This is a genomic window from Trinickia sp. NRRL B-1857 (assembly GCF_050470685.1).
GTDB lineage: Bacteria > Pseudomonadota > Gammaproteobacteria > Burkholderiales > Burkholderiaceae > Trinickia.
Window position 1 is genome coordinate 2,619,062 of the sequence record NZ_JBFLUK010000011.1, and the last position, 23,337, is coordinate 2,642,398.

Here is a 23,337-nt window from a genome sequence, read left to right on the forward strand (position 1 = left end):
CCACGAGCGCTCCCAAGCACGTAGTCGGGCGTTGCAAGAATGCCAGCGTCTTTGCGCAATGCGCCCGGCGCCAAGATGCGCGGCATGCCGCTACACTAATGGACTTCGCGGGATTGGTTACGTTTTTATTACGATCAATCTTTCAAATTCATTTCATTGTCGGCCGGCAGGATGCCTTTCGCTCATCATTCGTACCGTTTTCCGGGTTGCGCGGCGCCGAACGCCGCCGCCGCTCCGTATCCGCCTTCGTACTCGCGCTGTTGCATCGCCGCCACGATTGGGGAGGGTGCATGACCGCCGTGCTTTTTGGCTTGTCGTTGCTCTCGCTCCTCATTTGGTGCGTTTTGCTGTTCGCCCGTGGCGGTTTTTGGCGGACGCGCTGCGCACCGTCGGTCCCTAAGGATCGAACGGATGCCGTCGATGCTTGGCCGGCCGTGGTCGCCGTCGTACCGGCTCGCAACGAGGCGGACGTGATCGGCCCGGCCGTCACGTCGTTGCTCGAGCAAGACTACGCAGGATCGTTTCACGTCATCGTCGTCGACGATCACAGTACCGACGGCACCGCCGATTGCACGCGCGCGGCGGCGGCGGCGATCGGTCGTTCCGAGCGGTTGACCGTGATTTCGGCCGAACCGCTGCCCGCCGGCTGGTCCGGCAAGGTTTGGGCGCAGTCGCAGGGCGTCGCTGCGGTCGCCTCGCGCGAGTTGCCCGCCGACTACCTGCTGCTGACCGATGCCGACATCGGTCATCCGGCCGACGCCATCACGCAGCTCGTTGCCCGCGCAACGGACGAGCGTCGCGATCTCGTCTCGCTGATGGTGCGCTTGCGATGCGATTCCATCTGGGAAAAGGCGCTGATTCCGGCGTTCGTTTTCTTCTTTGCGAAGCTGTACCCGTTCGCTTGGGTCAACGATCCGAGCAACAAGACGGCGGCCGCGGCCGGCGGCTGCATGCTCGTCAAGCGCAGCGCGCTCGAGGAGGCGGGCGGCATGGAGTCGATTCGCGCTGCACTGATCGACGATTGCTCGTTGGCGGCGCGTATCAAACATCGCGGCCAGGGCGGCCATTCGATTCGGCTCGACGTCGCCGCACGCAGCCGTTCGCTGCGGCCTTACGACGGTCCCGGCGAGATCTGGAACATGATCGCCCGCACTGCCTTTACGCAGTTGCACTATTCGCCTTGGCTTCTGATCGGCACGTTGATCGGTATGACGGTGATTTACCTGGCGCCGCCGGTCGTCGCGCTCGTGCTCGGCCCGCTGGGCTGGCCGGCTTGGCTCGCGTGGGGCGCGATGTGCTGCGCGTATGCGCCGATGCTGCGCTATTACGGCCGCTCGCCGCTATGGGCGCCGGCGTTGCCGCTCGTCGCGCTGTTTTACGTCGGCGCGACGTTTGCGTCGGCGGTGCGATACTGGCGCGGCAAGGGCGGCCAATGGAAGGCGCGCGTGCAAGCGCCCGCGCAGGGCGGCTGAGCCCGGCGCGCTAGCGCTGGCTCAACATCATGTAAAGCTGAACCGCGGCATCGGGCGAAAACGTAAACGGCACCCAGCCGTGGCCCGTATGCCGTGCGATCAGCAATCGATCGCCGTTCGCTTGTTTTTGCATCCCGATGACAGGGTTTTTCGTGGAGGCAAAGCGCCAGCCGGCCGGCAACTCCATCGGCGGCTCGGGCGTCATCGAGGCGCGCGCGTTGGCAAGCTCCTCGATCAATTGACCGATTTGTTCAGGGTGCAGCGTTACGCTTTGCGAGCCGATGCTCAGCGTGACTTCGTTGTGCGACGGACGCGCGACGCGCAGCGTGGGTTTCGCTTCGTTTGCTTCGGCCGCGCTTTGGGCGGCCGTGCTCGCCGCGCGGGCGGCTTCTTGCGCCTCGGCGCGCTCGGTTTGGGCGCGCTCGACGGCAGCCTGCGCCAGCCGGACGAGTTCGCTGAGCCGATCGACTTGCGCGTCGATCGCACCGATCTGTTCTTCCAGGTTCATGCCCGACAATCTCTACCAAAGAGACGCGATTCTACCGGCTGAGCGCCGCCCGCATCCGCGCGCGGCGCCCGCGAGTTGTAACAAAATGCACGCACCGCCTATCAACGCTTCAAGTAACCGGCCTCGCCGAACCATTGCAGCGCATCGCGCAAGCCCTCGATATAGGGCCTCGCGCGATAGCCGATTTCGCGTTCGGCTTTCGCCGACGTGAAATACATCTTGTTCTTCGACATTTTGAGCCCGTCGACGGTGACGAACGGTTCGCGCTTCGTCAGCTTGGCGACGCACTCGGCCCCCACCGCCAGCGGATAGAGCGGCCAGCGCGGCAAGCTGATCGTGGGAGGCTTACGGCCCGTTTCGTGTGCGATGTCCGCGAGCATGCGCTGCAAGGGCAGATTCTCGCCGCCTAGGATGTAGCGCTCGCCGATCTGCCCGCGCTCGAGCGCGAGCAAGTGGCCTTGCGCGACATCGTCGACGTGGACGAGATTGAGGCCCGTATCGACGAATGCCGGGATTTTGCCGAGCGCGGCTTCGACGATGATGCGGCCCGTGGGCGTGGGGCGCACGTCGCGCGGCCCGATCGGTGTCGATGGGTTGACGATCACGGCAGGCAGCCCGTCATGCTCGATCATCCGTTCGACCGCGCGTTCGGCCAGCACCTTGCTGCGCTTATAGACGCCGATCGCCTGCTGCGCCGTCAAGGGCACGGTTTCGTCGGCGACACGGCCCTCGCTCGTGACTTTGAGCGTTGCCACGCTGCTCGTATAGACGATGCGTTCGACGCCTTCGGCGAGTGCGGCGCGCATCGTCGCCTCCGTGCCTTCCAAGTTGGCGCGCTCGATCGACGAAGGATCCGGCGCCCACAGGCGATAATCGGCCGCCACGTGAAAGAGATATCGCACGCCGCGTAGGGCGGCGCGCATCGACGGTTCGTCGCGCATATCGCCGACGACGATTTCGGCGTCGAGCGATTCGACGTTTTTACGCGGACTAGTGGCGCGTACGAGCACGCGCACGCGCATGCCGCGCGCGAGCGCCGCGCGGGCGACGGCGGAGCCGACGAAGCCCGATGCGCCCGTGACGAGCACGAGATCGCCTGATGATTCGGTCATGGTGTAACGCGGATGCGTTCGTTACGTAGATGCGGCGAGATTGTACTTGCTTGTCGCCGGTGATCAGCCGTACACGGTCGCGCCTTCGTTGAAATCCTTGATGAATGCATGCGCGTCGGCGGCGGGCATGGGGCGGGCGAAGCGGTAGCCTTGCACGACGCTACAGCCGTGCCGGCGCAAGAACGCGAGTTGCGTTTCGGTCTCGACGCCTTCGGCGACCACCTTGAAGCCGAGCGCCCGGCCCAGCGAAAGGATCGCGCGTGTGATCACTTCGTCTTCGCGATGACGGCCGATGCCCGAGACGAACGACATGTCGAGCTTCAGGCGTTCCGCCCGGAAATTGCGGATGTAGGACAAACTCGAATAGCCGGTGCCGAAATCGTCGATCGCCAGATCGATGTCCATGGCGCGCAGCGCGCGCAATACGTCCAGCGCGCCGAGCGTCATCAAGGCGCCTTCCGTGATCTCGATCTCGAGCAAGCGCGGCGACAGTCGAGCGCGGGTCAAAGCGCGCTGCACGACCCGCAAGATATCGCCGCGCGCGAATTGCCGCGGCGAGAGATTGACCGACATGCGCAGTCCAGGCAGGGTCTCCTGCCACACGTGCGCTTGGAAGCAGGCCTGCTGCATGACCCATTCGCCGATGGGCACGATGAGGCCGTTCTCTTCGGCGATGGGGATGAACGTCCCCGGACTGACAGGGCCGAGTTCTTTGTCTGTCCACCGCAGCAGCGCCTCGACGCCGGTGACGCGATTCGTCTGCAAGTCGACTTGCGGTTGATAGTCGAGACGGAATTCGCCGTTCGCCAGCGCGGCCCGCATACGCCGCGATAGGGCGAGGCGTTCGTCGGCACCTCGGCCTAAATCGGGCGTGAAGCGTTGTAGCGCATTGCGCCCGTTCGATTTGGCGCGGTACATGGCGAGGTCCGCGCGGCGCAGGAGCGTTTCGGGATCGGTGCCGTCGGTCGGGAAGCAGGCCACGCCGATACTGGTTTCGACGTAGAACTCGGTGTCGTCGATCCAGACGGGGCGCGCAAACGCTTGCGAGACGCGCGCGAGCACTTCGGTAAGCCGATCGTCGTGCGCGCCCTCGCAAAGGACGATGACGAACTCGTCGCCGCCGTAGCGCGCAACCGTATCGACGCTACTGACGCACGAGGCCAGTCTTGCGCCGATTTCTTGCAGCAAGCGGTCGCCGGTGCCGTGGCCGAGGCTATCGTTGACGTCCTTGAAGTGATCGATGTCCATGAAGACGACCGCCACGCGCGTGCCGTCGCGCTGCGCATCTTCAATGGCCTGGACGAGGCGCTCGCCCAAGCGATAGCGGTTCGGCAAGGCCGTCAGCGAATCGAAATTGACTTGCTGCGCGAGCAGATCGCGCGACTGCACGAGTTCGGTCACATCGTTCACGACGCTGATATGGTGCGTCACTTTGCCGAGTTCGTCGCGTACGGGAGCGATGTAGATCTGGTTCCAAACGACAGTGCCGTCGCGCCGATAACTACGAACGAGCGTGGTCACCTCGGTTTCTTCGGCGAGCGCGCGGCGGATCGTTTCGATACCCTCTCCGTTGCGATCGTCGCCGTGAAGAATGCGGAAATCCAAGCCTTTGACGTCCTCGACCGAATAGCCCGTGATGCGTTCGAACGCCGGGTTCGTGTATTCGATCAAATCGCCGGCTTCGGTGACGCGCGTGATCAGCACCGCGTTGACGCTCGCATCGAGCGCGCGGCTGCGCAAGCGCAGCGCGAGGTCCACGCTCTTTCGATCCGTGATGTCTTCGTAGGTAGCGAGCAAGCCCATCACCTCGCCGTGCGTGTTGCGCAGCGGCACCTTCGTTTTGCGCAACCATCGCCACACGCCGCTCGCAGCGGGCGAGAACTCTTCGTAGTTGGTCAGCGGGCGTCCGCTCTGTATCACTTCGCGGTCGCGCATGCGTGCGCCCACCGCCGCCGCGCGCCACGGCAAGTCGTAGTCGGTGAGCCCGATGATTTGCGAAGCGTCGCCAAGGCCTACATCTTGCGCGAAAGCACGATTGCAGCCGAGATAACGCGATTCTGTGTCCTTCCAGAAGATGCGCTGCGGCACGCTGTCGATGACGGCCTCGAGCATTCGCTTCGATTGCTTGAGCGCCTCCTTCGCGCTCTCTTTCTCGGTGACGTCGATGGCGACGACGAAGCAGGCGCGCCGGTTCGCATAACTCAGAAAGTGATAGGACGGTTCGACGAACAAGCGCGAGCCGTCTTTGCGCACATGCGTGCGCATATACGACGAGCCGCTACTCGAACCGCCCGTATTGCCCATGGAGTCCGCGAGTTTGACGAAGCGCGCGATGAACTCGGCGCTTTCCTCGGGCGGCCTCAGCGCGGCGATCGACATGCCCTCCAATTCGTCGCGTTCGTATCCGTATTGCCGCACCGCCGCACCGTTGATCGCGGCGATGGTGAGGGTTTCGATGTCGTAGATGAGCATCGGCAGCGGATGTTCGTCGAAGTATTCGCGAAAGCGTGCTTCGCCTTCCTCCGCAGAAATGCGCGCGCGAGCGCGTTCGAGCCCGATGCGGTGGTTGGTGAGGAACCCATAGACGAGAAAGACGAATGCGGCCGCGGCGGCGGCGGCGAAGGCGATGCGCTCGGATGCGTAACGGCGCGCCAGGTCGCTCGCGCGCACGCCCGATGAAAGGGCCTGTGCGGCGTCGAGACTGTGCAAGCCGACGGCGACGCGATGACGGCTGTCTTCGACGGACAACAGAGTATCGCGCGACAACAAAACGTACGAGCCCTCGGGCTGCTCGCCGAGCGCGGTTTGTGCGATGCTGCGCTGCCATTCATGCGTGGCTTCACGCAGCGCGTCGATATCGTGCGTGCGTGCCGACGACTCGCCGAACGCTTGTCTTAACGCATCGAGTGTCTGTTCGGCGCGTGCGACGCGCGCAACGGGCCAAGGCACCGCGTGCGAGTCGGGATCCGCGACGAGATGCAGGAAGTCCGCGTCTGCCTCGGCATAGAGCCCCTCGAGTTGCTCGACGTCGTCACGAATGTGTAACGCCCGGGTCAGTTGGGCGTCGTCGAGCTCGCGGGCCGCGAAGATCTGGCTGGCCCCGAACGCAACGATGCCGACCGCGATCGCGCAAACCGCGAGGGTCAGGATGGTGGTGCTGTGCTCGTCCAGCCAGTTCTTCAGGAGGCGGTTACGAGCGATTCGTGCCGCTCGATTCTGTAGCGCCACTGTTAGGTCCCCTCTCGCCAATTGAGCCGTCGCGCATACGCAATCAGGATATTTAACGACAGGAGAATCGATTTTCTTTAGCGCGAGGTGCCGGAAGCCGGCAAAAACGATTTCAAACAGGCGACTACAATGCGGTGATTGAAAGCGATGGCAGCGGAGAATGACAATGGAAGGCCCGGATTTGGACAAAAAAGTGGAGACATATTACGTTCGCGTGCGCGGCGTCGTGCAGGGCGTCGGTTTCCGGCATGCGACGCTGCGGCAAGCGCATGCGCTGGGGATTACCGGGTGGGTGGCCAACGTCGCGGACGGCTCCGTCGAGGCGATGTTGCAGGGCCCGGCGAATCAAATCGACCGTATGTTGGAATGGATGCGGCGTGGGCCGCCGTCCGCGCGTGTTACCGATTGTGTCAGCGAGGAGCGGCACGTCGAGAAACGCTTCGTGCGGTTCGAACAACATTGAGCGCCGCTAGCGAAAACGGCTTTTGCAGAGGCGGTGTCCAAGAAATCGGGCAACGCACAAGGACGGCCAAAAATAATATCGCGCGGCGCACACGATGAATCAAAAGCAAATGGGGCGTGGCATCGCGCTTTCCGTCGGCGCGACGACGTTGTTCGCGCTGTTGTCCGTGTATACCCGAATCTTGCGTCCGCTCGACGGGTTGGACATTTTTGCCTGGCGTATCGTCTGGACCGTGCCGGGGGCGCTGCTGCTCGTTTGGATTCGAGGCCGGCGCCGCGAACTGAAAGCATTGGCGTGGGCTTCGCTACGCGAACCGCTAAGAGGGCTCATGCTGCTGCTTGCGAGTGCGTTGCTCGGCGTGCAGCTTTGGCTTTTCATGTGGGCGCCGGTGCACGGCCGGCTGCTCGAAGTCTCGCTCGGGTATTTTCTGCTGCCGCTCTCAATGGTGCTCGTCGGGCGGGTCTACTACCGCGAGCAACTCGTTCCGCTGCAATGGCTGGCTGTAGGATTCGCCGCGCTCGGCGTTGCGCACGAGCTTTGGGTGACGCATGCGTTCTCATGGCCGACGCTTATCGTCGCGCTGGGCTATCCACCTTACTTCGTCTTGCGCCGTAAGCTCGGCGGCGATTCTTTGGCGACGTTCGGGCTTGAAATGCTCTTGATGCTGCCCGTTGCCGTAACCGTGATCGCGCTGAGCCCCGGTGCGCAGGCGGCGCTGCGGCACCCGCTGCTTTGGGCTTTGTACCTGCCGGGCCTCGGCGCGCTGAGCACCGCCGCGCTCGCGAGCTATTTGGCCTCGAGCCGTCTCTTACCGATGGCGCTGTTCGGCATTCTCGGCTACGTCGAACCGGTGCTGCTCGTGCTGTTCTCCGTCACCATACTCGGCGAAACGCTTTCGGTGGGCCAGATCGGTACTTACGCACCGATCTGGGTAGCCGTGGCGATAACGGCCTTGCATAGCGTGCTGCTTTTGCGCGAGCAGCGGCGAGACTCGATGGATCGACGCGACGATTAGAACTTATACGTCGCGCCGATTTGAGCGAATCGGCCGTAATACATGTATAGCGATTGATCGTAGCCCGTCGACTGGATCCCCGTCACGTTCTGCCAAAACGGATCGAATGGAGGCGCGCGATCGAAGATGTTGTCGACGCCGGCATAGAGCGTCCAGTGTTTGAAGCCCGTATAGGTCATGAAAAAGTTGAAGACGCTATACGATGCGACGCCCTCGGGTTGCCCAGGGAATGTGCCGGGCGGCAAGACAGTCGGCGAGATCTTGTAGGGACCGGTATAGACCCACGAGAGCGAGGCATCCCACTTGTGATAGTTCCATGAAAGCTGGGTGTTGCCCTTCCAACGCGGGAAGCTCGCGCCGAACGGTTGCAGCATGGCGCCGTCGTTGCCTGCGAAGTCTTGGGTACCGAGGCCCGTGACCGGCATCTTGAAGTGATGGACCCAGGCCCAATCGCCCGAGAGCGTAAACGTCCCGATCGAAGTCGGCAGCGACTGGCGGAATGTGCTTTCGAAGCCGTCCGTATCGAGGAACCCGAGATTCTGATACGGCAGATTCACATACGAAATGGCGCCGTTCGGGGCGCGTACGACTTGCGACGGATCGTCGCCGTTGACGATGTTCTGAATGTTCGCTGTGCCGATGATGTTATCGATGTGAATCTTGTACCAATCCAAACCGATATCGGTGTATCGCGTCGGCGAGAGTTGGAAGCCGATGTTGTAGTTCTTCGTGCGCTCGGGTTGTAGATGCGTGTTGCCGGACTGAACTTCCTCATACAGCGTCGGCACGCCGGCGAGCGGGCTGATCGGATTGTTGTCGGTGGCCGACTGCACGCCGAACGTTTTAGACGACGTATTTTCGATCAGCGTCGGTGCGCGGAACCCGCGGTTGTACGACGCATACATCGTGAGTGCCTTGATCGGTTGATAGCGCAAAGCGAATCGAGGCGAGAACGCGCCGCCGAAGTCGCTGTAGTGGTCATAGCGGCCCGACTGGCTGAACGTCAAATTCCTGATGATCGGAATGTCGATCTGATAGTACGCGGCCGCGACGTTGCGCGAGCCGTCGACCGACTGAATGACCGCTGGTTCGCCTATTCCGCTTGCGTATGCCGACGCTTCGCCGATGTACTCGCTCTCATGCAGGAATTGCGCGCCGAGACCGAAGCCGATGTCGCCGGTCGGCAAGTGGAACAGGTTCGGCGTAGACGCAGTGAGGTCCACTGAATCCAGCTTGGAGATGGCCTGGTTGTCGGCCGACATGAACAGCCCGTTCAGGCCATTCGGCGTGGCCGACGGGTTTGCGAAATTGAACCCGCCGACATTGATGATGTTTTCGAGTGCCGGCACGTTCAGCACGTTGGTATAAGTATTGTCGACCGTGCTTTGCGAGTGGCTATAGGCCGCCGACCAATTCCAGTCACCGGCTTTCGGAAGCGTGAACGTGCCTTTCACGCCTGTCGCGAACCGCCAAAAATTGGATGTCGTTTCGGTCGCTGCGGCGGCCGGAAACGCGTAGACGAGAGCCGTCGGCGCGCCGAACGGATTGTATGGATTGCTTGCCGGCACCACGTTCGATATCGGATTGACACCGCCGGTTGCCGGATTGTAGGAACTCGTGTTGTCTCCGAAGCTTGCATAGCCGTTGTTCTGGTCCGTCTTGTTACGGCTTTCCCAGATGTCGGCGAACGCTTGCATGCTGTCTGAAATCTTGAAGTCGGCGTGAACCTTGACGCTTAATCGCTCGGTCCATGGCGCAATCGACACGCCTTCCGCGGTGTTGAGCGAGCAAATCGTGCCCGCGCTCGTGAACGTTCCCGCATTGCCGCTTGTAGGTTTGAGCGTGCTGCCGAACGGGCAGGGGTTGAGCGCCTGGAAAGCGCCGCCCGTTTCCCAATACAACGGCGATTGCTCCGACAAGCCGCCTGGTTTGCCGGTGAAATCTTCGTTCTTGGTGGTGTCGCGGTCTGCCAGCGTAAAGCCGTTTGCTTTGTAGTAGCTAGCGGCGGCGGTGACATTGAAGCGGTCGGCGTTCAGATCGCCGAAGCCGCCCAATACGCTGAACTTCGTTGTGCCCTGACCGCTTTGCGTCGCGCCGCCGTAGCTGGCGTCGAGTTCGAGGCCGCGATAGTTGCGCTTCGTGATGATGTTGACTACGCCGGCGATAGCATCCGAACCGTACTGCGAGACGGCGCCGGTTTTTACGATTTCGATTCGATCGATGATGTTCAGCGGCAGCGTGTTCAGATCGAAAAACGTATCCGTGCCGTTCGACGCGAATCCATAGGGCGCGACGCGTTGCCCGTCCACCATGACAAGCGTGTATTTCTCACTGAGGCCGCGCAGCGCGATGCCCGCGCCGCCGGAGGCGAAGCCGTTGGATTGCCCCTCGCTCCAACTGCTGGCGGAGTTCGCCGAGGCACCCCGCAAGAAATCGGCGACGTTCGTGTAGCCGCTTTTCTCGATATCGGCAGCCTTGAAGGTTTGGACTTGATTGAAGCCGACCTTGTCGGCACTTCGGATCAGCGAGCCGGTCACCTCGAAGCGCTCGAGCTTCTGTACTTTGGCGTTCACGCCAGCGCCGGACGTACCGGCCGGAGGCGGGGTCTTCTCATCGTCCTTTGCTTGCGTAGCCGCCGCCGCGCTGTTTGGAGGCGCGGCGCTCTGGGTCTGGGCAAAGGTCGCGGATGTGCCTAAAGCTGCTGTCAGGGCCATTTCGGCCCACACTATCTTGCGGATGGCCGATCCCAAAGCCGTCGGTTTCATATGTGCGCTTCCCTCGTCAGTAACGCTGGATTGTTTTGCGGCAAGAACTCGCTCGCTCTCTCATTCGCGGTGTCCCTGCGGCGCTCCTTTTTGGTTACGTCTTCCTTGCAATGAATGACTTCTGTGCAACTCGCTACTTAGGACTACTAACGGAATAGCCTTGTCTCTTGCCGACGGGAAAGACAGGTCGGATACGGTCGCGCAAACTCAGCCACGACCAGGTGGAGAGACGCTTCACTTCGCTCCGACCTAGACGGACCGGACTGGTTAGGATCTTTAAAGGTAATGCGAAGAACAAAAACGAAGAACGGCAACCGCCAACAAGAGTGAGTTGGCGTTTCAATCCAAACCGCTACTATTTTTATCTATTGCGATATTGAACTACCGGGAGTACGGCACTACGAGTGTGCATTGAGACGTTGAACGAAGTACTCTAATTTTTTGCGCCCATGGCTTGCTCGGTATTTCGATTCTTCTTTAGTGTCGGGAACACTATCAGGACAGAATGCGGCCGTCAAAAATTGTTTGATCCGAACCAAGTGCCATGGATGGAATGAGGCCGAGCGAACTGCCGGCACGCCGGTACCGACGTGCCGCCGTCTGCATGGTCGCTTAAGACCGTTCTGCGGTAGGAGTTGAGCCCGGTTTGGCGTTTGCGGACGCGTAGATAAGATCAGACCGGCTGATGCCGGCTTTCTTGGTTTTGGCGTAGCGCGCTGGCCTTGTGATCGACGGTATCGCGCAGCGCGCTGCGCCAGCCGAAGCCGAAGAAGATTTCCGCGAGTACGAACAGGGGGCCGATGACGAGCCCAATCAAATCGTCGGCAAATGCGGGCTTGCGATGCTCGTAGGCGACGTGGCCTACGAATTGAAAAACCCAGCCGACGATGAATAGCGCGACGCCGCAGCCCGCCCAAATCGCCGTCGGTGCGTAAGCGAGCCACGCGCCGACACTGAGACAGGCGGCCGAGAAAACCGCCATGACTAAGCCGAGCACCACATCGAGCACGATGTAATAGACGGTCGCGCACCCGAAGAGCACGAGCCCCGGAGAAACGGCGATCGGTAGCGATCCGACATGCCATTGCGGCCGGCTCAGCAAGATCGCCAATGCAAGCACAATCATCGGGATGCCGATGAAATGGGTGGCGATGTTGCGTCGATCCCGGTGATAGGACGCGTATTGTGCAAGTTGGTCGGTCAGGGTTTTCATCGAAGCTCGTCCATGAGATGTGCCGCTACGAATCCTCGAACCATCGCACGGGAGAGCCCATTCTTCAAGCGATTGAATGTGCCATTCGCATAAAAGCGGAAATGCCCTTTGCGCAGCGAGCCATGCATCGGTAGACGACCGACTTCGTCGCCCTCTGTATCCGCCCTTGCCTGTCAAAGTGCCTATACGAACGGATTGTCCACGCTGCCTTCGGGCGGCGGCGGCGTTTGATCGGCGCGCTCGGGTAGATTCGGGTGGCGCTGTAATTGTGCGACGATGCTGTCGACGGCGGCTTTCAGTGCAAGCGCTGCGGCCAACCCGCCTTTATCCTTCGGAATTTCAAGCGTGCCGGACACCGTGACGCAGGTCGTTCCGTTGGCAACGGTCAGTGCGTCGCCCGCAATGTTGAGCACCTCGTCGTCGTTAGCATATGCGTTGAATTCAGACACCTTTCAGTCCTCCGATCCGTTGATCTTTCATTGCTTCGGGAATACCGGGAAAGCGGATGCCGCTTAGGGCTTCGAGCTCGTGCACGGTCTTCAGTTCGTATTGATCGGTCGCGGTGTTATCGACGACGATGGCGAACGCTTTGCCGGCTCCGGGTACGTAGACCAGCTTAAACAGCTGAGTAGGGACGAAAACGCGCGACGCGCCGATCGTGCGAAGCGTTTGTCCCGCGAAGAGCGGGCCCGTCACTACGTATGCCTCGCCATACCGATTCGCGATCTTGCGCACGGACGATTCGATGCGCGCCCATAAGTGCTCGTTGTTGTCGCGATCTTGCGGCACCACGTTCGCCAGCGTAAACGATTGGGCCATTGCTTCGCCGTTCCAGCGGTCGCCCGCCGGACTCATATGCCCGCGGTCGTAGCCGCTGCGTTTGTAGTCGGCGAGCGTCGCCCCTTCGCTCGACGGCAAAGCGGATTCTTCGAAAAACTTATTCGTGCGCGTTTGCTTCTTCGCTTCGCTCAGATGCGCGCGCGTGAGGTACTCGGCCGACCACAGTGGCCCGTGCGTCAACCCGGAATGGAGTACTGCGAAGTCCGAGTAACAGAGTAGACGCGTCTTGGGCGCCAGCTTGGCGTTGGCGAGAACCGGAAACTGAGCATTCGGGACGAATTCGGAACAGGCGGGGGCCGCTAGCGCCTGAGCACTGACAGCAAGCAGCAAAACGGCGAACAACTTTTTCATCGGAGCAACGATCGACTTCGTGAAGGGGCGTCGAGTATATCCGTCGTAGCGCGCGATCCAGCGGGACCGGGCAGCGCCGCTGCGCTCGCCATGTGCGCACGACGCAATGTTGCAATGCACAATGGTGAGATGCCACCGGTCCTGCCCCTTAAGGTCTCTTAATAGTCTCAATGAAGGCATTTAGAAATACGTATGAAAGCGAAATGCAATAATTAAGGTTAACAAAGTTAGATTGATTCCTCTAAAGAAGAATGCTCCGGTTGCGGAATTCATCCTGTTATCGTCATTGGGCGCACCTCGGCGGATGGATGAATCTGGGTTGCGCCGTATCGGTGCAGGTTGCAACGCGGTTGCAATGCGAACGAATTCGAAGCGATTGTCAAAGCGGCATTCCTATTTGAATCACTATATGCCTTAAGCATTCTCGGCCTTTCGATTAATTGCATTAAAGGTTGCACCACGGGTAATCCCGCATCGACGCGGATACGGCCAATCGCGGTAGCGTATGCGCCGCATGCCGTCGTCGGCACCGTATCGGTGCATTGGGCCACCAATCGGCTTCGGGTTTACCTTGGGTAAATGTAATTTGCTTCTATCAAACAATTTTTGACGACCGGTTTGTGTCCTGATATGGTTCCGCACACTGAAGATAAGACAGGTGCTGCCCTTGTGCTTGGCAGCAAAATTAGAGCGCTTCGTAAGAGGCTCCAACGCACACTCGATGAAACGGCAACAGCGGCGGGTATATCCAAGCCGTTCCTTTCACAAGTTGAGCGAGGGCTGGCCACGCCGTCCATTACGTCGTTGGCGGGAATTGCGAGGGCGCTAGGGGTAACGGTGCAGTACTTCGTCGACACGCCGACGGAAGGAAAATCGGTTAGGCGCGCGGACGAATTGCAGTTCTTTAGCTTTGCCGATTCGGCGAACCTTTTCGCGCGGCTCACGAATGTGTCGGGCGATAGGCAACTCGATGCCATTCTCGTCAGGTTGCCCGCGGGTCAGCCGCCGTCGGAAGTGACGACGCATGCAGGAGAGGAGTTTTTGTATGTGCTGCGCGGTGAGATATCGCTGAGCCTCGAAGGTACGACCTTCGTATTGCACGCTGGTGACAGCGCGCACTATGAGTCGACGGTTCCGCATGCGTGGGCCAATACGGCCGGCGACGAAACCGTGCTTGTTTGGGTCGGAACGCCAAAGTTGTTTTGATTAGCCGCTGTTGATCTTTTTTCGGGTGCCGGTCCTCGCATAACAGTTAGGAATCCTAACTGCTGAGCGTTGCTGAGGCTGGACCGGTAACCGAGTGAATCTCGCCGCCTCGCTGCGGCCGAGATCGCGCGCTTGCACGCCCATGATCGGTTCGCAAGCGGCATGCGAAAGCTAGAAGTTAGGACTACTAACGGAAGACACCGGGCCAGTGCGAGACGGGTGCGTGCGTGATTGTGAATTTGAGGCGCAGTGCGGGAACGGGGCAGTCAACAGGGGGCGGTGCTGGTATGCCGCGAGCGAGAAGGCGAGCCAGGTCTTCGAGCAAAACAAACTGGCGTTAACGACGAGAGAAGGGGAAAAATGAAACAAACGGCTTTGGGATCGGCCATACGAAAGATTTTTTGGGCCGAATTGGCGCTGACCGCAGCGCTTGGCACGCCGGCGTTCGCGCAATCGCAGCCGGCAGCGGATACGGCGAAGACGCCCGCCGCGCAGCCCGCGCAAACAACCGCGGCAGATTCGACGGACGCAACCGGCGGCACCGGCAAGGTCGCAAAACTGAAAAAGTTCGAGGTGACGGGTTCGTTGATCCGTAGCGCGGACAAGCAAAGCCAAATCGAAGTTCAGACGATCACGGCGAAGGACATCGAGCAAAGCGGCTACACGACCGTTGCCGATTACCTGCGCGGCACCGCGGTGAACTCGGGTAGCAGCTGGTCGCAATCGACCGCGTCGAGTTCCGCACCGGGCGGCGCGGGCATCGCGATGCGCGGTCTGAGCGAAAAGTACACGCTGGTGTTGGTCGACGGTCAGCGCGTAGCGAACTACGCGCAAGCGGTGAACTTCACCGACACCTTCTTCGACATCAATTCGATCCCGCTGAACATGATCGATCGGATCGAAATCGTGAAGACGGGTGCAGTGTCCGTCTACGGTTCGGACGCGATCGCGGGTGTCGTCAACATCATTACCAAGAAGAACTTCCGCGGGCTGGAAATCGACGGCCAACTCGGTAAGGCGCAACACCCGGGTGACGGCCAGGGCAGCTTCAGCGTCTTGGGTGGCTTCGGCGACCTGAATTCCGATCGTTTCAACGTCACCGCCGCGGCAAGCTACTACCGCGACAGCGGCTCGACGCTTGCCGATCGCGACATGACGAAGGGTCAGAACTTCACCGATTACTCCGGCGGCAATGCAGCTCCGTTGGGGCCGAATCAGCAATCGTATTGGCAGACGGGCCCGAAGACGACCCAAGCTTTCTCGCCTTGCCCCCCGGGTAGCGTCGGGAATCCGGGAGATCCGACGTGTACGTATAACGTCGCGCATGGAACGTCTCTAATCCCGTCCACGACGCGCTTGAATGCCAAGGTGCGCGCAACGTTCAAGCTGAACGACACCACGGAAGCTTATGCAGGCTTCTGGGTGAGCCGTGACGAGACGTTGCAGATGAACGGCCCGATCGCGCTCTCGAGCACCTCGAACTTCTTCAATCCGGCGACGGGCTCCGTTGCACCGGTCCCGCGCACGGTAGGCGTCGCAAACCCGTACAACCCGTTCGGCGTTCCGACGCTGATCAACCTGACGTTCCCGAACAACATCGGTGCGACCGATGCGGTGTCGACGTTCTGGATGGCATCGACCGGCATCAAGGGTTCGTTCGATACCGCGAAGCTCGGTAGCTGGGATTGGTCGCTCGACTACGGCCACTCGCAAAGCACGGTGGACACCACGATCACGAACCGCCTGAACGTGGCCGGTCTCGAGAACATGTTGGCCAACGGGACGTATAACTTCTCGAACCCGGGTGCTACGCCGAACGGCCTGAATGGCGTCTTCAGCGACGACAATACGCAAGCGATCAACAAGGTCGACAACATCCAGGCGAAGGCCTCGACGCAGAACCTGTTCACGTTGCCCACGGGCGGCGTCGGCTTCGGTATCGGCACGGAGTTCCGCCACGAGTCGATGACGATCAACCCGCAGACGCTCGCATCGCAAGGCATCATTGCGCCGGCGAACATCCAAACGGTGGCGTCGTCGCGCAATATCGCGGCCGCGTTCTATCAGTTCGACATTCCCATTCTGCATAACCTGAAGTTCACGACGGCCGGCCGGTACGACCACTACAGCGACTTCGGCGGTGCGTTCTCGCCTAGCTTTGCGTTGCGCTTCCAGCCGATTCGCATGCTGACGGCATACGCGTCGTACAGCCGCGGTTTCCGCGCGCCGACGCCGGTTGAAAACGCGCAGTCGGTTTATCTGGGCCACCAAAATCTGGTCGACCCGAACGATCCGAGCGGCAAGCCGACGAAGCACTTCACGACCGAGCAGACGACGGGTAACCCGAATCTGCAACCTGAGCACACGAAGAACTACAACATCGGCTTCGAGCTCTCGCCGGATCCGCTGACGGACTTCGGTGCAGCGTTCTATAAAGTGCATATCGACGGTGTGATTGGCACGGCGGATCCGCAGGCAGTGCTCAATGGCAACGATCCGTCGACGGTCGTGCGTAACCCCGACGGCACGGTTCGCTACATCGTGCAGCCGTTCGTCAACTTGGGGTCGCTCGATACCGACGGTTTCGACATGAACTTCCGCAAGGGCGTGCGTACGCCGTACGGCCAGTTCACGTTGTCGGGCGACTGGGCGTACGTATGGCACTTTAAGCTCCGCAGCCCGGGTGCCGCGCCGCAAGACTTCGCTGGCAACAATCTTGCATTGAATCAACCGTTCGGCGCTAGTAACCCGCGCTGGAAGGGCAACACGAGCCTGACGTGGGATTACCGCAAGATGACCACGACGCTGACGTGGCGCTACACGGGTCCGTACACGAACGCGATCGCGGCCAACAACGGCGACGGCGGCACGGGGTCGGTTGCGTCGTATAGCCAATTCGACTTGATGGCCACCTATCGCGGCTTCAAGCACTGGACGATCTACGGCGGTATCACGAACCTGTTCGACAAGAAGCCGCCGTTCGACGTGGAATGGCAGGCGACGCCTGATATCACGGGCTACGACCAGTCGCTGTACACGGATCTGGGCCGCTTCTTCCAGGTCGGTGCGACGTATCGGTTCTAAAAAAGAGATCTCGAGCTAGCCAGTCGGTCCGCCGCCTTCTCGCGAAGCGCAACGCTTCGATCGAAAGAGGGCGACGCGCGAAGCGCGAAGGCGGTGGACCTGTTTTTAAGCTGTCGCAAGAAGTCCCTTGTGATCGGCCTCATCTCCGCGGTTCGTTGCACGACGAGCGCCGCAATCACGGAACAAGGCGATTCACGCCGGGAGGATCGAAGGTGGGTATGAAAGTGGAAGGACAATCGCCCGGTGCAGCATCCGGGATGGCATGGTCAGGTCGCCCACGCGAGTTCGGGCGCAAGCAGCAAAATCCCGTTCGCCGGTTCGGCGGGATCGCAGTCGTTATCGTCTTGCACATCGTGCTCGTATACGCACTGCTCAACGGCCTCGCAACGAAGGTCGTGCACGTCATCCAGCATCCGATCGAAACGAAGATCATCGAGCCGGTGAAGCCGCCTCCGCCGCCGCCGTTGCCGCCCGTGCAACTGCCGCCGCCGAAGTTCGCGCCGCCGCCGCCGCCGTTCGTGCCGCCGCCCGAGGTGCCGGTACAAGCGCCGCCTCAAGCAACCATTGCGCATCAAGCGACGCCCGTGCAATCCGCACCCGTCCTGGCACCGGCTCCGCCAGCGCCGCCCAAACCCGCTGTGCACACGGAAGTGAACGTCGCGTGCCCGAATTCGGATCAAGTGCGTGGATCGATTGCTTATCCGCAGGAAGCGCAGGAAAACGGCGACACGGGCGAAGTGCTCATCGAGTTCACGGTCGACCCGCAGGGCCATATCACGAACGAACGCGTGGCGAAGTCGTCGGATCACGACAGCCTCGATAACGCGGCGTTCAAAGCGGTCAAGCGATTCAACTGCATCGCACAAGGTCAAGCCGTTCGCGTGCAAGTGCCGTTTTCGTTCAACCTCAACTAAATTGAGTGTTGAGCATCGACGGACATAAGCAAACGAACGACACAAGTACAACAGGTTTCACAAGTTCAACGATTGGACTGAACTGGAGCAGATTATGAAAAAGCGTTCCCTCGCCGCCCTGGCTACCACCACGCTGATCGCCCTGGCCGCAACCAGCACCGCCCTGCCGCAATTCGCCTATGCGCAAGCAAGCGATGCGGCCGCCACGACGGCTACGGCCGCCGCGAGCGCGACCGCCGCGCCGCAAGCCGCAGCGCCCGCTGCCGATCAACCGGCGCCGCCGCCGGCACCGGCCGCTACCGAAACCGTCAACAACCCGTACGGCCTCGGCGCACTCTGGAAGAACGGCGACTTCGTCGCGCGTTTCGTGCTGATCTTGCTCGTGATCATGTCGATGGGCAGCTGGTACATCATGATCACGAAGTTCTTCGAGCAATTCCGTGCCAACCGCCGCGCCAAGGCGGCCGACGAGCAACTGTGGACCGCGCCTTCGCTGGCCGACGGCGCCAAGCAGCTCGACGAATCGTCGCCGTTCCGCTTCATCGCCGAAACGGCGATCGAGGCCGGCGAGCACCATGACGAAGCGCTGCTCGAAGCGGTCGATCGCAATACCTGGATCGACGTCTCGGTCGAACGCGCTATCACGAACGTCTCGAACCGCCTGCAAGACGGCCTCGCCTTCCTGGCGACGGTCGGCTCGACGGCGCCGTTCGTCGGTCTGTTCGGTACGGTGTGGGGCATCTATCACGCCCTGACGGCGATCGGTATCGCCGGCCAAGCATCGATCGACAAGGTGGCCGGCCCCGTGGGCGAAGCGCTGATCATGACGGCAATCGGTCTGGCGGTGGCAGTGCCGGCGGTGCTCGGCTACAACTTCCTGGTTCGCCGTAACAAGTCGGTGATGGAGCGTGTGCGTGCCTTCGGTGCCCAGCTCCATACGGTGCTGCTCGCAGGCGGCAAGCGTCCGGCGCGCACGGCGAACCGTGCCGCATCGCTCGTTCAGTAATCTCCGTTCCCGTTAAGCGAGGTCCACCATGGCCATGAGCGTTGGGGGCGAGGACGAAGACGAAGTCATCGCCGCCATTAACACCACGCCGCTCGTCGACGTGATGCTCGTGCTGTTGATCATCTTCTTGATCACCATCCCGGTCGTCACGCATACGGTGCCGTTGCAGTTGCCGAAGGAAACGGTGCATCCGCTGCAAACGACGCCGAAGAGCATCGAAATCGCGGTCAACAAGGACGGCGATTTCTTCTGGAACGAAGCGCACGTCGATGGTCCGACGCTGCTCACGAAGCTCAAGACGGTGTCGGCGATGTCGCCGCAACCTGAGATCCACGTGCGTGGCGATCAGAACACGCGCTATGAGTTCATCGGGCGCGTGATCACGGATTGCGAACGCGCCGGCATCGCCAAGGTGTCATTTATCACGGAACCGCCCGCGCGCGGCGGCTAGCTTTGCATCGGATCGGAGTAGGCGCTTACGTGCCTATTCCGGTCGACAGGGGAACGAATTATGGGAATGAATGTACCCTCGGGTGGCGGCAGCGGCGAACCGGAAGTGATGGTCGACATCAACACGACGCCGCTGATCGACGTGATGCTCGTGCTGTTGATCATGCTGATCATCACGATTCCGATTCAAATGCACGCCGTGAAGATGAACTTGCCGGTCGGCAATCCGCCGCCGCAAGCGGTGCAGCCGACGGTCGTGCAAATCGACATCGACTTCGACGGCACCATGACCTGGAACGGCACGCCGATTCCGGATCGAGCGACGCTCGAATCGAAGCTCGCGCAGGTCGCGGCCGAGCCCGTGCAAGACGAGATTCACGTTCGGCCGAACAAGCTCGTGCCCTATAAGGACGTGGCGGAGGTCATGGCCGCCGCGCAACGCGTGGGCGCGACGAAGATCGGCTTGATCGGCAACGAGCAGTACATGCAATAAGGAAGTGGCAATGCGAACGATCCATCGACGGTTCAAGCACGCCGCGCTCGCCGCGGCCGGCTGCGCGTTCTTCATGCTGGCGGCGGCCCCGGCTGCGACTTTCGCGGCCGATACGCTGCGCCCCGAAGTGGGTAAGCCTTTGAACGACGCGCAAACGCTCTACCACGCGCATAAGTTCAAGGACGCGCTCGGCAAGATCGCGCAAGCCGCAGCCGTGCCTAACAAGACCCCGTACGAAACGTACATGGTCGAGGAAATGCGCGGCGCCGCGGCGATGGCGGCCGGCGACACCGGTACGGCCGCACAAGCGTACGAGGGCTTGCTTGCGGGCGGACAGTTGAAAGGCGCCGAGGAACAGAGCGTCACCGCGACGCTGGCCGGCGTGTATTTTCAGCAGCACAACTATGCACGTGCGATCTCCGTTGCACAGCGTTATCTGAAAGCGGGCGGCAACGATCCGCAGATGCGTACGCTGCTCGTGCAGTCGTACTACCTCTCGAACGATTGCGGCAGCGTGGTCAAGCTGCTTAAGCCGTCGGTCGAAGGCGACGTGCGCGCGGGCCGTACGCCCGACGAATCGCAGCTCCAGTTGCTCGGCACCTGCGCACAGCGCGTGAAGGACGACGCCTCGTACCGCGGCGCGCTTGAAAAGCTCGTGGCGTATCACCCGAAGCAATCGTATTGGGACGACCTGTTCACGGCGATTCGCAACAAGCCCGGTTATTCGTCGAGTCTGGATATCGACACGTATCGCCTGCGTCGTGCTACCGGTTCGCTGACTACCGTCGACGACTATATGGAGATGACGCAGCTTGCGCTCGTGGCCGGTACGCCGGCTGAGGCCAAGCAGGTCATCGACCAAGGGTTCTCCTCGGGCGTGCTCGGTCACGACGCGCAAGCCGAACGCGAGAAGCGCTTGCAAGCGCTCGCGGCCAAACGCGTGCAAGCGGGCGTGGACAAGGCGAATCCGCCGGCTCCCGTGGATCAGGGCTTCAATCTTGTCTACGCGGGCAAGACGCAAGAAGGCATTTCGATGATGGAAGCCGCCATTGCGAAGGGTGGGCTCGATCACGCCGATCAAGCGCAATTGCATCTGGGTATCGCTTATTACGTGGCCGGACAAAAAGCGCGTGCGGTTCAAGCATTGCGCGCTGTAAAGGGCACCGACGGGTCGAGCGACTTGGCTCGACTCTGGTTGCTGGTAGCGTCGAAGTGAGGCGGCGCTAGGGGTGCGGCCGCCGCGTGGCGCTGATCGCCCGCGGCGGCTCGCGTTTGCCGCCCTACCGCTCCGATGAATGGCGTGCCGGCTCGTTTCGGCGCGCGTCCACCCGTACTGGGAAGATGAGACCTTCAATGTTTCGCCTGGCGTTCGCGACGGCGTTCGGGCTGGCGTTCGCCCTGAGCGCACAGGCCCAGCCCGCAATCGCCCAATTCGGCAATTTAAAATATCCGCCGAATTTCACGCATTTCGATTATGCGGATCCCGATCAACCGAATACGGGAACGCTCAAATTCCAGAATTACGATCAGTCGCAAAGCTACGATTCGCTCAATCCTTTCGTTGTGCGCGGCCAACCGGCACCCGACGTCAGGAATTTGATGTTCGATACGTTGATGCAGCGCAGCTGGGATGAATTGGCCTCCGAATATCCGCTGATCGCGGACGACGTGGAGGTGGCGCCCGACGCCATGTCGGCGACGTTCCATATCAATCCGAAGGCGCGTTTCTCGAACGGCGATCCGATCACGGCGGCGGACGTCAAATACTCGTTCGATACGCTCAAAAGCCAGCAGGCTTCGCCGACAGTCTCTTCGCAATTCTCCGAACTGAAGCGGGCGACCGTGATCGATCGCTTGACCGTGCGCTTCGACTTCGTCGACAACTCGCGCGCCGCGCCTTTGATCGCGGGCGATTTGCCGGTGTTCTCGCCGAAGTGGGGCGTGCAGCCGAACGGTAAGCGCCTGCCGTTCGATCAGATCGCCGTCGATCCGCCGATCGCGAGCGGCGCTTATCTCGTCGAGCAACGCAAGAACAGCAAAGAGATCGTGTATCGGCGCAATCCGAACTATTGGGCAGCGAATTTGCCCTCGCGCCGGGGCATGTTCCATTTCGACCGGATCGTCTTCAAGCTGTATCTCGATCAGTACACGAAGCTCGAAGCGTTCAAGGCAGGCAACGACGACGTCGATCGCGAATATAGCTCGACGCAGTGGGCGCGCAAGTACGTCGGCAAGAACTTCGATAACGGGCTGCTCAAAAAGGAGACGGTCCCCTACGGCCCGGCGCAGATGCAAAGCTTCATGATCAACACGCGCAAGCCGGAATTCCAGGATCGGCGCGTACGCCATGCGCTGGCTCTCGCGTTCGACTACGACTGGATGAACCGGATGATGTTCTACGGCATCTACACGCGCCTGAACAGCTACTGGGATGCGAGTCCCTTCGGCGCGACCGGCATGCCGAGCGAGAAAGAACTGAAGCTGCTCGAGCCGTTCCGTGCGCAATTGCCGCCCGAAGTGTTCGGGCCGATGGTGAAGCAACCAGGTACGAATCCACCGGGTTCCTTGCGTGCCAATTTGGTCAAAGCGCGTGAGTTGCTGGGTGAAGCAGGGTGGCATTACCGCGACGGCGCGTTGCGCAACGCGGCCGGCGACCCGATGAAGATCGAAATCATGGACGACGAGCCGGGCATGGACCGCTTGATCATTCCTTATACGCAGGCCCTGCAAACGCTCGGTATCGATGCGCATATTCGCGAGATCGACAGCGCGCTCTATCAAAAGCGGCTCGATAACTTCCAGTTCGACATGACGACGTACATCTATGCGCCGGTGACAATCCCAGGCATCGAACTCGAGCGCCGCTTCACGAGTAAGGCGGCATCGGAAGTGGCCTCGGAGAATTACCCGGGCATTCGGTCGAAAGCAGTCGACGCGCTCGTGCACGCGGCGGTCTCCGCGACGAATCTCGACGATCTCGAGGCGGCCACCCACGCGCTCGACCGGGTCTTGATCAACGAGTACTACGAGGTCCCGATGTACTACGAGCGCAACGCCCGCATTGCCCATAAGACGACGATCGGGCATCCGCGCATAGCCCCGGATACGTTCCAATCAGAGGATTTGGTCATCGACTACTGGTTTTCGCAGCCGCACGGCGCATCAGCGGTCAAGACCTCGGCTTCGGCCGGGGCGCACTGAGACATCGAGGTACCAA

General features: G+C 61.0%; 18 protein-coding genes. 11 read left to right on the top strand and 7 right to left on the bottom strand.

The features are described 5' to 3' along the window. Positions 1-290: 290 nt before the first annotated feature. Complete coding sequence (locus AB1286_RS32040; RefSeq protein ID WP_430367199.1) at positions 291-1,472, top strand: glycosyltransferase; 1,182 nt, start codon at positions 291-293, stop codon at positions 1,470-1,472. Positions 1,473-1,482: 10 nt separating this feature from the next. Here AB1286_RS32040 and AB1286_RS32045 read toward each other — a convergent pair whose 3' ends face one another. From AB1286_RS32045 to AB1286_RS32055, 3 genes are all read right to left on the bottom strand, one after another. Further along, positions 1,483-1,980 (bottom strand): hypothetical protein, encoded by a 498-nt coding sequence (locus tag AB1286_RS32045; protein WP_430367200.1) that lies wholly within the window; start codon positions 1,978-1,980, stop codon positions 1,483-1,485. Between the two features lie 101 nt (positions 1,981-2,081). Beyond that, positions 2,082-3,092: a hopanoid-associated sugar epimerase gene (gene hpnA / locus AB1286_RS32050; RefSeq protein WP_430367201.1), complete on the bottom strand. Its 1,011-nt coding sequence runs from the start codon at positions 3,090-3,092 to the stop codon at positions 2,082-2,084. Positions 3,093-3,155: 63 nt separating this feature from the next. Further along, positions 3,156-6,320, bottom strand: a complete 3,165-nt coding sequence (locus AB1286_RS32055; protein ID WP_430367202.1) for a sensor domain-containing protein — start codon at positions 6,318-6,320, stop codon at positions 3,156-3,158. Positions 6,321-6,486: 166 nt separating this feature from the next. On the opposite strand from AB1286_RS32055, the gene AB1286_RS32060 reads away from it, so the two are divergent. Both AB1286_RS32060 and rarD read left to right on the top strand, forming a co-directional pair. Next, positions 6,487-6,783, top strand: a complete 297-nt coding sequence (locus tag AB1286_RS32060; RefSeq protein WP_430367203.1) for an acylphosphatase — start codon at positions 6,487-6,489, stop codon at positions 6,781-6,783. A 94-nt stretch (positions 6,784-6,877) separates the two neighbouring features. After that, positions 6,878-7,798 (top strand): EamA family transporter RarD, encoded by a 921-nt coding sequence (gene rarD / locus AB1286_RS32065; RefSeq protein ID WP_430367204.1) that lies wholly within the window; start codon positions 6,878-6,880, stop codon positions 7,796-7,798. On the opposite strand, the gene AB1286_RS32070 is transcribed toward rarD, so the two are convergent. The 4 genes from AB1286_RS32070 to AB1286_RS32085 all read right to left on the bottom strand — a co-directional run bounded on the left by AB1286_RS32070 (position 7,795) and on the right by AB1286_RS32085 (position 12,967). Further along, on the bottom strand, positions 7,795-10,563 hold the full coding sequence (locus tag AB1286_RS32070; RefSeq protein ID WP_430367205.1) for a TonB-dependent receptor plug domain-containing protein: 2,769 nt from the start codon (positions 10,561-10,563) through the stop codon (positions 7,795-7,797). The genes rarD and AB1286_RS32070 overlap by 4 nt on opposite strands. Positions 10,564-11,236: 673 nt before the next feature. Next, the gene (locus AB1286_RS32075) at positions 11,237-11,776 is read right to left on the bottom strand and encodes a DUF962 domain-containing protein (RefSeq protein ID WP_430367206.1); all 540 of its coding nucleotides are present in this window, start codon (positions 11,774-11,776) and stop codon (positions 11,237-11,239) included. Positions 11,777-11,958: 182 nt separating this feature from the next. Beyond that, a complete protein-coding gene (locus AB1286_RS32080) occupies positions 11,959-12,225 on the bottom strand; it encodes a hypothetical protein (RefSeq protein WP_430367207.1) in 267 nt (88 codons plus the stop codon). Further along, positions 12,218-12,967 carry a DNA/RNA non-specific endonuclease gene (locus tag AB1286_RS32085; protein WP_430367208.1) on the bottom strand — a complete coding sequence of 250 codons (750 nt, stop codon included), beginning with the start codon at positions 12,965-12,967 and terminating at the stop codon, positions 12,218-12,220. Before AB1286_RS32085 ends, AB1286_RS32080 begins: the two co-directional genes overlap by 8 nt. Before the next feature lie 630 nt (positions 12,968-13,597). Here AB1286_RS32085 and AB1286_RS32090 point away from each other — a divergent pair. The 8 genes from AB1286_RS32090 to AB1286_RS32125 all read left to right on the top strand — a co-directional run bounded on the left by AB1286_RS32090 (position 13,598) and on the right by AB1286_RS32125 (position 23,321). Further along, on the top strand, positions 13,598-14,173 hold the full coding sequence (locus AB1286_RS32090; protein WP_430367386.1) for a helix-turn-helix domain-containing protein: 576 nt from the start codon (positions 13,598-13,600) through the stop codon (positions 14,171-14,173). Between the two features lie 360 nt (positions 14,174-14,533). Then, on the top strand, positions 14,534-17,257 hold the full coding sequence (locus tag AB1286_RS32095; RefSeq protein ID WP_430367209.1) for a TonB-dependent receptor: 2,724 nt from the start codon (positions 14,534-14,536) through the stop codon (positions 17,255-17,257). Between the two features lie 218 nt (positions 17,258-17,475). Next, on the top strand, positions 17,476-18,171 hold the full coding sequence (locus tag AB1286_RS32100; RefSeq protein WP_430367210.1) for an energy transducer TonB: 696 nt from the start codon (positions 17,476-17,478) through the stop codon (positions 18,169-18,171). Between the two features lie 94 nt (positions 18,172-18,265). Beyond that, positions 18,266-19,177 carry a MotA/TolQ/ExbB proton channel family protein gene (locus AB1286_RS32105; protein WP_430367211.1) on the top strand — a complete coding sequence of 304 codons (912 nt, stop codon included), beginning with the start codon at positions 18,266-18,268 and terminating at the stop codon, positions 19,175-19,177. Positions 19,178-19,205: 28 nt separating this feature from the next. Next, complete coding sequence (locus tag AB1286_RS32110) at positions 19,206-19,628, top strand: ExbD/TolR family protein (RefSeq protein ID WP_430367212.1); 423 nt, start codon at positions 19,206-19,208, stop codon at positions 19,626-19,628. A gap of 60 nt (positions 19,629-19,688) precedes the next feature. Beyond that, positions 19,689-20,120 (top strand): ExbD/TolR family protein, encoded by a 432-nt coding sequence (locus AB1286_RS32115; RefSeq protein WP_430367213.1) that lies wholly within the window; start codon positions 19,689-19,691, stop codon positions 20,118-20,120. Between the two features lie 10 nt (positions 20,121-20,130). After that, entirely contained in the window at positions 20,131-21,336 is a 1,206-nt protein-coding gene (locus tag AB1286_RS32120; RefSeq protein WP_430367214.1) for a tetratricopeptide repeat protein, read from the top strand. A 137-nt stretch (positions 21,337-21,473) separates the two neighbouring features. Continuing rightward, on the top strand, positions 21,474-23,321 hold the full coding sequence (locus tag AB1286_RS32125) for an extracellular solute-binding protein (RefSeq protein WP_430367215.1): 1,848 nt from the start codon (positions 21,474-21,476) through the stop codon (positions 23,319-23,321). The last annotated feature ends 16 nt before the right edge of the window (positions 23,322-23,337 follow it).